Raw genomic sequence first — 12,581 nt, forward strand, 5'->3', positions numbered from 1 at the left:
GTGACGACAGGCCCTAGCGGAGCCGTCCCCTGAGCCGCCCCGGCCAGGGTCAGCCCGTCGTCCGGGCCACGAGGGAGGCGAGGCCGGCTCGGGTCACCACGCCGGTCTTGCGGTAGACCCGGGCCACGTGGCTCTCGACCGTGCGGGGGCTGAGGCCGAGGCGGTCGGCGACCGCCTGGTTGGTGAGGCCTTCGGCGACGAGGGCGGAGATCTCGCGCTCGCGCGGGGTGAGGGTGGCGAGGGGACCTTCCGCGTCCGCCGTGGTGCCCGGCCGGGTCGTGCCGGGTGCGGGGGGCTCGGGGCCCAGGGCCGCGGTGCGGGTGCGGTCGGCGAGGTCGGTGAGCAGGCGGGCACCTCCGGCGGTGGCCAGGCTCCGGGCCCGGCGCCACATCGCGGCGGCCTCGGCCGGGTCCCCGGCGGCCCGGGCGACGGGGGCGCCGAGCAGCAGGGTGTGGGCCTCGCGGAGGCCGAGGCCCGCGCGGGCGTACTCGTGCGCCGACCGGGCGAACAGCGCCGCCGCCGCGGCCTGTTCGCCGTTGTGGAGGCGCAGCCGGGCGCGGGCCCGCAGGGCGGCGGCCCGCTGGCCGGGCAGGTCCAGGCGGTCGGCCTCGGTCTCGGCGCGCCGGGCCGCGTGGTGGGCGCCGGGGAGGTCGCCGGTGTGGAGCGAGGCGGTGGCGAGGAGTTCGAGGAAGCCGGGGCGTACGGAGGGCTGGATCCGGGGCAGGGCGGGGCCGTCGCCGGCGGTGAGCAGGACGTCCCGTACCCGGTACGGGTCCGTGGCGACGGGGATCGCGTGGGCGAGCAGGCTGCGGGCGAGGGTGCCCCACCAGCCGCCGGCGGTGCCGACGGTGGCGGCGGCCTCCTCGGCGGCGGCGAGGGCCTCGGGGTCGCCGAGGGGCCTGGCCTGGAGCACGATCGTGGCTCTGATGGCGCGGCTGAAGCCGACGACCTCGGCGCCGCCGAGGGTGTGGGCGAGGGCCAGCGCCTCGTCGGCGAGGCCGAGGGAGGTGTCGACGCGGCCGGTGAGGGACTGCACGTACGCGGCGCACAGGAGCATGTGGGAGAGGGCGAAGGGGCGTCCCGCGCGACGGGCGAGGGCGATGCCCCGGGTGGTGTGGCGTTCGGCTGCGGCGGGGTCGTCGAGGAAGAGTTCGCTCCAGCCGAGCCGGACCAGGGCCTCGCAGCACGGGGTGAGTTCGCCGTCGGTCAGGGCGTCGACGAGCGCGGCGGCCTCGTCCGCGTGGGCGCGGGCGGCGGCCGTCTCCCCCTCATAGGCCTCGCCGAGGGCGCCGAGGGTGAGCGCCCCGAGGGTGCCGGGCTCGTCCCCGCGCGCGCGGGCGTCGGTGAGGACGGCGGCGAGTTCGGCGCGGACCTCGGGGAAGCGGGCCTCGAAGAGGGCGCGGCAGCCCCATTCGACGACGAGCCGGAGGCGGAGCGAGGGGCGGGGGCCGGGGCCGCGCCGCAGTTCGCGGCGGATCAGGGCGTCGGCCTCGCGGTAGCGGCCCAGGTGCCGTTCCATGAAGGCGCACAGGAGCACGGCGGCGCTGCGGGGCTCCTCCTCGCCGGCGGTCGCGGGGCACCGGGCGCCGGTGCGGCGGCCGGCTCCCTCCTCGCGGCACAGGGCGAGGAGCCGGTGCAGCAGGTCCCGGCTCTCCTCGACCCGGCCGGCGTGGCCGAGCGCGCGGGCCCGGCGCAGTTTCAGCTCCACGCGGGCCTGGCGGTGTTCGGGGGCGTCGGGCAGGACGTCGAGGACGGCGGCCAGGCGGCGGGCGGTGAGCGCCGGGTCGGTGGCCTCGGTCAGCTCGGCGGCCCGCACCAGGGCGGCGGCCGCGGCGGGCTCCCAGCGCGTCAGATAGCGCTCGATGTGCGCGGCGCGCGCGGTGGCGGGCGCGCCCGCGCCCGCGAGGCCTTCGGCCGCCCGGCGGTGGTACTCGCGGCGGCGCAGGGGATCCATGGCGCGGCGCACCAGCCGGGCGAGGGCCGGGTGCCGCAGTTCCAGGGTGTGCCCGTCGGGGTGCGGGCGCAGGAGGTCGAGCCGCACCAGTTCCCGTACGGCCTGGACGAGTTCGTCGCGGGTGGCGCCGGTGACGGCGGGCAGGAGGTCGGTGCGGGCCTCGTCGCCGAGGAGGGCGACGGCGTCGACGACGGCGCGTGCCGGGGGGGCGAGCGATGCCAGTTCGTCGAAGAGCACGGCGCGCGCGCCGCCGCTGCCCCGGCCGCCCGCGAGGGCCAGGAAGTAGGCGGGGTTGCCGCCGCTGGCCGCATGCAGTTCGGCGACACGGTCGCGGGGCAGTCCGGGGGCGAGCCGCTCGGCGCACTCCGTCTCGCCGAGGGGGCCGAGCGCGATCCTGGTGAGGATGCCGCTCTCGGCGCCCCGGGCGAGGGCGGCGGCGAGGGCGGGCGGGGTCCGCTGCTCGCGGCGGGCCGTCACGACGAGCACGGGCGCGGCCACGGGGTGGCGCAGCAGGTGGTCGAGGAGGTCGAGCGATTCGGGGTCGGCGCGGTGCACGTCGTCGAGGACGAGGAGCAGGGCGGGCTCGGCGACCTTGGCGAGGGCTTCCGCGGTCCGCCGGAAGAGTCCGTACGGCTCCGGCCAGACCTGCGGCGGCGCGCCGAGCAGATGATGCCCGGACGGGGTGGCCCAGCCCTGCCCGTCGGGGTCGGCCCAGGGCCCGGCGCCCCCGGGCGCCCCCGGTCCCGTCGCGTGCGGGCCGCTGCCCGGCTGCCGGGTGGGTCCGGTGCCGGTGTCCGGCGGGAAGTCGGGAACCGTCCACGGTGCCCGGGTGGCCGGCCGGACCGTGCGGCGCGGCGGCCGGACCGGTGTGCTCCCTGGTGGCGGGAAGCGTCCGGCGCCGCAGGCGACCCGTACCGCGTCCGCCGGGTCGGCGGTGTCGGGGGCGCCGGTGGGGCGGGGCTCCCCGCCGGTCGCTCGGAGGTCCGCGAAGGCGTCGGCGAACACCTCGAAGGGCAGGGGCCGCTCCCGGTCCGATGCCCGGCCGTGCAGGACGGTGACGCCGGCCCGGCGGGCGCGGGCGGCGAGCTCGGTGAGGAGGCGGCTCTTGCCGACGCCGGGCTCGCCCGTGATGTCGACGGCCTTCGGGGCGTCGGCCCCGCGGCGCCCCGGTGACCGCAGCAGCGATTCCAGACGGGCGAGTTCGGCTCGCCGTCCGGCGAAGGGAGCGCGGTCGACGCTCCCCTCCCCTGTGCTTGTGTTCATGACCAGTCCCCCACGGACTTCGTTCCCCGTCACCCGTTGTACGGCACGCCACTGACAACCGTGCCGTCGCCCCCGGGATCAGTGGCCGGGCGACAGCGCCTTGAAGGCCCTCGTCTGCTCGGTGATGGCCCGCTCGGTGGGCAGCCGCTCGACCGAGGAGGCGCCGAAGAAGCCGACGACTCCGGTGGTGTGCGCCAGGACGTAGGCGGCGTCCTCGGGTTCGGCGATGGGGCCGCCGTGGCAGAGCACGAGGACATCGGACCTCACCCGTTTGGCGGCATCGTGCATCTCCTGTACGGCCGCCGCCGCGCCCTCCAGGGTGAGGGCCGTCCCGGCGCCGATGGCGCCCTTCGTGGTGAGGCCCACGTGCGGGACGAGGATGTCGGCCCCGGCCCGGGTCATGTCGGCGGCCTGCTCGGGGTCGAAGACGTACGGCGCGGTGAGCAGGTCGCGTTCGTGGGCAGCGCGGACCATGTCGACCTCCAGGCCGTAGCCCATGCCGGTCTCCTCCAGGTTGACCCGGAAGGTGCCGTCGTAGAGGCCGACGGTGGGGAAGTTCTGGACCCCGGCGAAGCCCATCGCCTTCAGCTCGTCCAGGAAGAGGTCCATGCGGCGGAAGGGGTCCGTGCCGCACACCCCGGCGAGGACGGGGGTGTCACGGACGACGGGCAGGACCTCGCGGGCCATGTCCTTGACGATGGCGTTGGCGTCGCCGTAGGGGAGCAGTCCGGCGAGGGAGCCGCGGCCGGCCATCCGGTAGCGGCCGGAGTTGTAGATGATGAGCAGGTCGACGCCGCCGGCCTCGGCGCACTTGGCGGAGAGTCCGGTGCCCGCGCCCGCGCCGACGATGGGCCGGCCCTGGGCGACCTGGGCGCGGAGCCGGGCGAGTACGTCCTGACGGTTCATGAGGTCCTCCGGGGCGCGGCGGGGGCGGCGGCCATGGCCGGGGCCGGGGCCGGGTGGGCGCCGATGAGCTGGTGCAGCCGGTCGGCCATGGCGACGGCGAACGAGGCGTCGTTGACGTGGGCGTCGAGCTCGTGGATGCGCACGCCGCTGCCGGCGACGGCGCGGCGCAGGGCGTGGAGTCCGGCGGCGTCGGCGTCCGGGTCGGCGAACGGGCCGCCCGCCACGTCGACGGCGGAGACCCCTCGGCGCGGCCAGAACACCTCGGCGGGGCCGCGGGCGGCGGCCAGCTTGCGCCCGATGGCGGAGCCGAGTTCGGCCATCTCGGCGCCGGTGGTCCGCATCAGGGTGACGGTCGCGTTGTGGACGAGGAGCCGGCGTCCGGCGAAGCGCTCGGGGACGCTCGCCTCGGGCCCGAAGTTGACCATGTCGAGGGCGCCGGGGGCGACGACCTGGGGGATTCCGGCGGCGCCGGCGGCGGTCAGGCGGCGCGGTCCGGCGCTGAGCACCCCGCCGACGAGTTCGTCGGCGAGTTCGGTGGTGGTGAGGTCGAGGACGCCGTCGAGCAGGCCGTCGCGGGCCAGTTTCTCGACGGCGCGGCCGCCCGCGCCGGTGGCGTGGAAGACGAGGACCTCGTAGCCGTGTTCGGCGAGCCGGGCGCGGGCGGTGTCCACGGCGGGCGTGGTGACGCCGAACATGGTGGCGGCGACGACCTTCCGGCCGCGTCCCGCGGACCGGTCCTGGTTGCGTTCGTGGCGCCGGGCCATGCCGGCGGCGGCCGCGGCGGCGTTGCCGAGGACCTGCCGGGAGACGGAGTTGAGGCCGGCGATGTCGACGACGCTGTACATCATCGTGAGGTCGCTGCTGTCGACGTACGGCGAGACGTCGCCGCCCGCCATGGTGCTGACCAGGATCTTCGGCACGCCGATGGGCAGGGCGCGCATGGCCTGGGCGGCGATGGAGGAGCCGCCGCTGCCGGCCGCGGCGAGCACGGCGTGGGCGCGGCCGCTCCGGTGCAGGTCGAGGACGACACGGGTGAGGCCGTCGGCCATCGCGGCGACCGCGGCTGCCCGGTCGCCCGCGGCGCGCAGGGCCTCCAGCTCGTGGCCGCCGGCGCGGGCGACGAGCTCGGCGGGGATGTCGGGGACGGGGATGTGGGCGGGCGGCGGCAGCACGCCGGTGTCGACGAGGAGGACGTCGGCCCCGTACTCGCGCAGCCGCTCCCGCAGCCACGCGTACTCCTCCCCCTTGGTGTCGAGTGTCCCGACCAGCACCACCGTGGCCAATGCCCTCACGCTCCCTTTCTGTGGCGGTGTCACCGATCCTCGGTCCGGGGCCCGGTCGCGGCAACGACCACTCGGGACCGATTGGCCTGCGGGGACGCCCGGTGGCCAAGATGGGACGCATGGCCAGAATCCCCTCCACGCGATTGTCCCGACTGCTGACCGGCTGGGCGTCGGAGGGGCCGGGGCCGCTGCCGCGGCGGCTCGCGGACGCGCTGCGGGAGCTCGCGGAGCGGGGGGACGTGCCGGCGGGCACGGTGCTGCCCTCGCAGCGGGAGCTGGCGCTGGTGCTGGGGGTCAGCCGGTCCACGGTGACGGCGGCGTACGGATTCCTGGAGGGCGAGGGGCGGCTGGAGAGCGTGCGGGGCAGCGGTTCGCGGCTGCGCGGCTCCGGGGTGCTCGACCGGCACCCCATGGAGGGGCGGCTCGCCAGTTTCGACGCCCGCGCGGGGACGGCCGATCTGTCGAGCGGGGCGCTGCCGGGGCTCGGTGACGTGGCGGAGGCGGTGGGGGCGCTGACGGCCGGGGACGTGGCGGCGCTCCTCGGGGCCGACGGCTACCACCCGTACGGGCTGCCGGAGCTGCGGGAGGGGGTCGCCGCGTACTACCGGGCGGCGGGCGTGCCGACGGACGCGGAGGAGATCCTGGTGACGGCGGGCTCGCAGCAGGCGGTGTGGCTGGTGGCGCAGGCGCTGGTGGACCCGGGCGACACGGTGGTGGTGGAGGACCCGACGTACCGGGGCGCCCTGGAGGCGCTGCGGGCGCGCGGGGCGCGGCTGGTCCCGGTGTCCGACGACGGAACGGCCGGAACGGCCGGGGCGGACGGTGCGGGCGCGGCGCGGCTGCGGCGGCTGTGCGGGTCGGTGCGGCCGCGGCTCGTCTATCTGCAGCCGACCGCGCACAATCCGACGGGGCGGAGCATGGACGAGGCGGCGCGCCGGGCGTGGCGCGGGGTGCTCGGGGAGCTGGGCCTGTTCACGGTCGAGGACACGGCGTGCGCGGAGCTGTCGCTGGACGGGGACGAGGCGGCGGTGCCGCTGGTGGCGGGGCTGCCGAGCGGGTCGACGGTGACGGTGGGCACCTTGTCGAAGCTGTTCTGGGGCGGGCTGCGGGTGGGCTGGGTTCGGTCCTCGCCGCAGGTGGTGGCCCGGCTCGCGAAGATCAAGACCTCGGTGGACCTGTCGTGCTCGGTGGTGGACCAGCTGGTGGCGGTCCGGCTGCTCGCGGGGCTGCCGGGGGCGCGGGCGCGGCGGCGCGCGCTGCTGCGGGAGCGGCTCGCGGCGGCGGAGGAGCTGCTGCGCGCGCAGGCGCCGGGGTGGGAGTGGACGCGGCCTGCGGGCGGCCCGGCGCTGTGGGTGCGGGTGCCGGGTGCCGACACGGAGGCGATGGCCCAACTGGCGCGGCGGCGTGGTGTGTCGGTGGTGCCGGGTTCGGCGTTCTCGCCGGTGGACGGTTTCCGCGACCGGCTGCGGCTGCCGTACGCGCACGGGGTGGAGGCGCTGGCGGCGGCGCTGCCGACGCTGCTGGACTGCGCGGCCCGGAGCGGGGCGGGCGCGGGCGGCCCCGTGCGCCGAGGCACGGAACCGCCCTGCCCTGGTGGGGTGTGACGGGTCAGGCCTCTGCCCCTGCGGCGCGTGCGGCGGCTTCGGCCCTGGCCGCGCCCTCGGCGCGGCCGCGCTTGGCGGTGCGGATGGTCCACAGGACGAGCAGGCCGAGGGTGCCGTAGACGAGGACCGGGCTGGCGACGAGCATCGCCTCGACGGAGAGGGTGTACGAGAGGCCGACGCGGGCGGCGGCCTCGACGAGGTAGGCGACGCCCCAGACGATCGTCATGCGGCGCATGACGGTGCGGAAGCCCTCGAACTGCCAGAGGCCGTTCCACCAGGCGTGGCTCTCGGCGGTGCCGTCGGTGGAGAAGCGGCGCCCGAAGTAGAACATCAGGGGCTTGGGCGCGAGCAGCGTGACCAGGCACAGCACGCCGAAGAGGCCGGTGACGGCGGAGTCCTTGACGAGCAGGGCCCGTGCCGAGTGGGTGCCGACGAGCGAGACGACGGCGGTGAGGGCGAGGAAGAAGAGGGTGACGACGGCGAACTCGTCCATCTTCCGGTGCCAGACGAGATGGACGACGGTGTCGAGGACCGGCCAGACGCCGCTGACGAGCAGCGCGGCGAAGTCGCTCCAGCCACGGTCCTGGAGCGCCCCGAAGGTGAGGACGGGTGCGACGACGTTGAGTCCGATGGTGAGCGTCCAGCCGATGGCTGTCGCGGCCCCGGAGCGTGCGGGCGCGGCTGGGCGCGCCTCTGCTGCGGACATGGTTCCCCCTGGATGAAATGGCCTGATCAGTGCGGTTACCGCACCGTAGGACGCCACCGAGAGGGCGGACAAGGCAACCGCTCCCCAAATGATCTTCAAGTCTTCGGTGCCGGAGGCGCCGTCCCGGCGGGCTACGGCGTGACGGAGGGCGTCGGGTGCGGCCACTCCTCGGCGGGCGGGCTCCAGGTCGGGCCGGCCGGGGGCGCGAAGGGTCCGGCGCGGTTGGCCATGAGGAGCATCATCACGCCGACGAAGGCGAGGGTGACGAGGATGAGGACGAGTCCGACCGGGTTGCGCGGGTTGTACTCGTAACGCCATCCGTACCGGCTGCGCTTGAACACCGGCTCGTGCTCGTCGTCCATGCCCGTCTCCCCCTTGTCCGGTGCGCGTCAGGCTACCTGTGGCGCGTCCACGCCCCGCGCTGCGCCGTATGTGACCCACGCGACGGCCGCAGGGGGGATCTTGACGGGTTCCTGACGCCCGGCGCCGGGTTCGCTCCATGTCCCTTGCGTACGCTGACTCGGCCGCCGTCCGATCGATGGCCGAAAACCGACCAGTCCTCCGCCCGGACAGCAGGAGCCCCTCGATGCCCACGTCCTCCACCGCCCGTACCGGTCGCCTGCGCGCCTGGATGCTGGAAGGCCTGTCCGACATGGGCAAGGGGCGGACCACCGTCCCGGAACAGCCGGAAAAGGCCGCGCCCGAGTCCGGGCCGGACCACAAGGGGCAGCCCTGGTGGCGGGTCATGTGTCTGACCGGTGTCGACTATTTCTCGACACTCGGCTACCAGCCGGGCATCGCCGCCCTCGCGGCCGGACTGCTCTCCCCCGTCGCCACCGTCGTGCTCGTCGTCGTGACGCTCGTGGGCGCCCTGCCGGTCTACCGGCGGGTGGCCGAGGAGAGCCACCGGGGCGAGGGGTCGATCGCGATGCTGGAACGCCTGCTCTCCTTCTGGAAGGGCAAGCTGTTCGTCCTCACGCTGCTCGGCTTCGCGGCGACCGACTTCCTCATCACCATCACCCTCTCGGCCGCCGACGCCTCGACCCACCTGGTCGAGAACCCGCATCTGTCCGAGGCCCTGCACGACAAGCAGCTGCTGATCACCCTGGTGCTGGTCGCCCTGCTCGGCGCGGTCTTCCTCAAGGGCTTCCTGGAGGCCATCGGCGTCGCGGTCGCGCTCGTCGGGATCTATCTGTCGCTCAACGTGGTGGTCGTCGTGACGGGCCTGTGGCACGTCCTGACCGAGGGCCACGTCGTCACCGACTGGACCACCGCGCTGACCCAGGAACACGGCAACGTCTTCGTGATGATCGGCGTCGCCCTTCTCGTCTTCCCCAAACTGGCGCTGGGTCTCTCCGGCTTCGAGACCGGCGTGGCCGTCATGCCGCACGTCAAGGGCGACCCGGACGACACCGAGGAGAAGCCGGCCGGCCGGATCCGCGACACGAAGAAGCTGCTGACGACCGCCGCGCTCATCATGAGCGTGTTCCTGATCTCGACCAGCTTCATCACCACGGTCCTCATCCCGCAGAAGGAGTTCGAGTCGGGCGGCCAGGCCAACGGCCGCGCGCTCGCCTACCTCGCCCACGAGTACCTGGGCAACACCTTCGGCACCGTCTACGACGTCGCCACGATCGCGATCCTCTGGTTCGCGGGTGCCTCCGCGATGGCCGGACTGCTCAACCTGATGCCCCGCTACCTCCCCCGCTACGGCATGGCCCCGCACTGGGCCCGCGCCGTGCGCCCCATGGTGATCGTCTTCATCCTGGTCGCCTTCCTCGTCACCTGGATCTTCGACGCGGACGTGGACGCGCAGGGCGGCGCGTACGCGACCGGTGTCCTCGTGCTGATCTGCTCGGCGGCCATCGCGGTGACCATCGCGGCCCGCAAGGCGGGCCAGCGCGGCTGGACGATCGGCTTCGGCGTCATCTCGGCCGTCTTCCTCTACACCACCGTCGTGAACGTCATCGAGCGGCCCGACGGCGTGAAGATCGGCGCCTGCTTCATCGCCGGCATCATCCTCATCTCGCTCCTCTCCCGTCTCGGCCGCGCCTTCGAGCTGCGCGTCACCCACGTCGAGCTGGACGACCTGGCCGAGCGCTTCATCCGCGACATCGCCAACCGCACCCCCCGGTTCATCGCCAACGAGCCCGACCGGCGCGACAAGGCCGAGTACCGCGAGAAGATCGAGCAGATCCGCGCGGACAACGACCTCCCCACCACCGAGGACTTCGTCTTCGTCGAGGTCACCATCACCGACCCCTCCGAGTTCGAGTCCGGCCTGACCGTGCGGGGCGAGGTCCTGCACGAGCGCTACCGCGTCCTGACGGTGGAGAGCTCCTCCGTCCCCAACGCGCTCGGCGCGCTGCTCCTGCACGCCCGCGACCTGACCGGCGTCCGCCCGCACATCTACTTCGAGTGGACCGAGGGCAACCCCTTCGCCAACTTCCTGCGCTTCTTCCTCTTCGGCCAGGGCGAGGTCGCCCCGGTCACCCGCGAGGTCCTGCGCGAGGCGGAGCCGGACCGCTCCCGCCGCCCGCGCGTGCACGTGGGCTGAGTCCGCGCGTCCCCACCAGCCCTATACTCAACAAAGCGAATAGCTGCATTCGCGGGTATGGGTGGTGAGTGGCCGGTCGGCGACGGGCGCCCACCCCACGAACGAGAGAAGGCGGTCGGTCGCATGACGGTCCAGGCGGGCCCCCCGTACCTGCGGTACGTCGCCCTAGGGGACAGCCAGACGGAAGGCGTCGGGGACGGAGACGACGACCAGGGACTGCGCGGCTGGGCCGACCGGCTCGCCGGACTGGTCGCGCGGGACAGCCCGGACCTCCACTACGCCAACCTGGCCGTACGGGGCCGCCTCGCCGGCCAGGTACGGGCGGAGCAGCTCGGGCCCGCGCTCGCGCTGCGCCCCGACCTGGCGAGTGTGGTGGCGGGGGTGAACGACCTGCTGCGGCCGCGGTTCGACGCGGACGAGGTCGCCGGGCAGCTGGAGGCGATGTTCGCCGCGCTCACCGCCCAGGGCGCCCGGGTGGTGACCCTGACCTTCCCCGACCTGACCCGGCTGATCCCGGCGGCCCGCCCCGTCGCGCCCCGCATCGCCGCGATGAACGCCCGCATCCGGGAGGCCGCGCGCCCCCACGGCGTCACCGTCGTCGAGACCGGCCACCACCCGGTCGTCACCGACCCGCGCCTGTGGAGCACCGACCGGCTCCACGCGTCGCCGCTCGGCCACGAGCGGATCGCCGCCGCCGTCGCCGAGTCCCTCGGCCTCCCCGGCAGCGACGGCTCCTGGTCCCACCCGCTCCCGACGCCCACCGTCCGCCCGGCCACCGGCCCGCGCGCGGTCTTCGCCGAAGTCGCCTGGGTGGCGTCCTTCCTGACGCCCTGGCTGACCCGTCGGCTGCGCGGCCGTTCGTCCGGCGACGGGCGCACGGCGAAGCGCCCGGCGCTGCTGCCGGTCGGCGGGGGCTGATCACGAGGGGGGTGGGCCCTATCGGCGTCTCAGGGGCGCGCCTCAGGCGTGCGTGTCAGGCGTGCGTGTCAGGCGTGCGTCTCAGGCGTGCGTCTCAGGGGTGCGTCTCAGGGGTGCGTCTCAGGGGTGCGTCTCAGGGACGCTCCAGGGTTCCGGTCCGGGTGATCACCGATGGGCAACGGCGGCCCGCTCCAGCAGAGTCGGCGTTGTCAGAACGTCGAGTCGACACCGCTCCGGAGGAACCGCGATGCGCATCCGCCACGCCGCCACCGCCCTCGCCCTGGCCACCGCCGTCACCGTCGGCGTCACGGCCCTGCCCGCGACCGCCACGCCCGCCCCGGGGGCCCTCGCCCCCGCCGCCGTCCCGGCCACGACGGCTCCCGCGAGACCCACCGTCCAGGACATCGTGAACCGCCTCCCCGACGCCGTCGTGGCGGGTGCGCTGGTCCGGCGGGACGGCGTGGGGATCGCCGCCGGGCCGGTCATCCCCGACGCCTACTTCCGGATCGGCAGCACCACCAAGGTGTTCACGAACACCGTGGTGCTCCAGCTCGCCGCCGAGCACCGCGTCGACCTCGACGCACCGGCGCGGCGGTACGTCCCCGGGCTGTTGCCCGCCGCGTACGACCGCGTCACGGTGCGCCGGCTGCTCGACCACACCAGCGGGCTGCCCAGGCCCGCCGCCACCCCCGGCCCGGACGACGGGCCCGGCTGGTGGCTCCGGTCGGTGACGCCCGAGGAGACCCTGCGCCGGTCCTTCGCGGAGGCCACCGGCACCCCGCCCGCCGCCGGCTCCGTGCAGCAGTACAACGGGCTCAACTCCCTGGTCCTGGGCCTGATCGTCGAGCGGGTCACCGGGCGTTCGTTCGCCCACGAGCTGGAGCGGCGGATCATCCGGCCGCTGGGCCTGCGGCACACGAGCCTGCCCGCGGCCGACGACCCGCGCATCCCCTCGCCGCACGCGCGGGTGTACGTCCGCGGGCAGGACGTCACGGAGCAGAGCCCGTACCCGTGGGCCGAGGGCGGGGTGATCTCCACCGCCGCCGACCTGGACCGCTTCCTCACCGCTCTGTTCCGGGGGCGGCTGCTGCCGCCCGCCCAGCAGCGCCTGGTGTTCGACATACCCGCGGTGCCGAGCGCCGCCGGGAACACCAACTGCCTCGGTACGGAGGCCTGCTTCAGCGTCGGCGGGCTGATGCGCTACGAGCTCCCGAACCACGAGTACGTCTGGGGCAAGACGGGCTCGCGCCCCGGCTGGGACAACGGGTTCTTCGCCACCCGGGACCTCAGGCACCGCGTCGTGTACTCCCTGAACCCGACGGGGCAGGGCTCGCCCCTCCCCCACATCAAGGCGCTCGTCACCGCCGCGCTCACCGACTGACGTGCCCGC

The 12,581-nt window shown here is 75.1% G+C and carries 9 protein-coding genes; 4 read left to right on the forward strand and 5 right to left on the reverse strand.

Annotation, left to right across the window (positions count from 1 at the left end; translation table 11 throughout):
- Positions 1 to 49: 49 nt before the first annotated feature.
- The 3 genes from ACZ3ZE_RS13925 to ACZ3ZE_RS13935 form a co-directional block, all read right to left on the reverse strand.
- A complete protein-coding gene (locus ACZ3ZE_RS13925) occupies positions 50 to 3,217 on the reverse strand; it encodes a helix-turn-helix transcriptional regulator (RefSeq protein ID WP_363292500.1) in 3,168 nt (1,055 codons plus the stop codon).
- A gap of 78 nt (positions 3,218 to 3,295) precedes the next feature.
- Complete coding sequence (locus ACZ3ZE_RS13930; RefSeq protein WP_361178982.1) at positions 3,296 to 4,123, reverse strand: phosphoenolpyruvate hydrolase family protein; 828 nt, start codon at positions 4,121 to 4,123, stop codon at positions 3,296 to 3,298.
- Positions 4,120 to 5,406, reverse strand: coding sequence for a Tm-1-like ATP-binding domain-containing protein (locus tag ACZ3ZE_RS13935; RefSeq protein WP_467259284.1), 1,287 nt, complete (start codon positions 5,404 to 5,406; stop codon positions 4,120 to 4,122). The genes ACZ3ZE_RS13930 and ACZ3ZE_RS13935 overlap by 4 nt, the downstream gene beginning before the upstream one ends.
- Positions 5,407 to 5,525: 119 nt before the next feature.
- Between ACZ3ZE_RS13935 and ACZ3ZE_RS13940 the strand changes: the two genes are divergently transcribed.
- Complete coding sequence (locus ACZ3ZE_RS13940; protein ID WP_361178985.1) at positions 5,526 to 7,010, forward strand: aminotransferase-like domain-containing protein; 1,485 nt, start codon at positions 5,526 to 5,528, stop codon at positions 7,008 to 7,010.
- A gap of 4 nt (positions 7,011 to 7,014) precedes the next feature.
- On the opposite strand, the gene ACZ3ZE_RS13945 is transcribed toward ACZ3ZE_RS13940, so the two are convergent.
- Both ACZ3ZE_RS13945 and ACZ3ZE_RS13950 read right to left on the reverse strand, forming a co-directional pair.
- On the reverse strand, positions 7,015 to 7,716 hold the full coding sequence (locus ACZ3ZE_RS13945; RefSeq protein ID WP_361178987.1) for a VC0807 family protein: 702 nt from the start codon (positions 7,714 to 7,716) through the stop codon (positions 7,015 to 7,017).
- Positions 7,717 to 7,847: 131 nt separating this feature from the next.
- On the reverse strand, positions 7,848 to 8,078 hold the full coding sequence (locus ACZ3ZE_RS13950) for a hypothetical protein (RefSeq protein WP_361178990.1): 231 nt from the start codon (positions 8,076 to 8,078) through the stop codon (positions 7,848 to 7,850).
- Between the two features lie 224 nt (positions 8,079 to 8,302).
- Between ACZ3ZE_RS13950 and ACZ3ZE_RS13955 the strand changes: the two genes are divergently transcribed.
- The 3 genes from ACZ3ZE_RS13955 to ACZ3ZE_RS13965 all read left to right on the forward strand — a co-directional run bounded on the left by ACZ3ZE_RS13955 (position 8,303) and on the right by ACZ3ZE_RS13965 (position 12,572).
- On the forward strand, positions 8,303 to 10,273 hold the full coding sequence (locus ACZ3ZE_RS13955) for an APC family permease (RefSeq protein ID WP_361178993.1): 1,971 nt from the start codon (positions 8,303 to 8,305) through the stop codon (positions 10,271 to 10,273).
- Positions 10,274 to 10,396: 123 nt separating this feature from the next.
- Positions 10,397 to 11,191 carry an SGNH/GDSL hydrolase family protein gene (locus ACZ3ZE_RS13960; protein ID WP_361627644.1) on the forward strand — a complete coding sequence of 265 codons (795 nt, stop codon included), beginning with the start codon at positions 10,397 to 10,399 and terminating at the stop codon, positions 11,189 to 11,191.
- A gap of 247 nt (positions 11,192 to 11,438) precedes the next feature.
- On the forward strand, positions 11,439 to 12,572 hold the full coding sequence (locus tag ACZ3ZE_RS13965; protein WP_361178998.1) for a serine hydrolase domain-containing protein: 1,134 nt from the start codon (positions 11,439 to 11,441) through the stop codon (positions 12,570 to 12,572).
- The last annotated feature ends 9 nt before the right edge of the window (positions 12,573 to 12,581 follow it).

Source organism: Streptomyces sp. NPDC023157 (genome assembly GCF_055560575.1).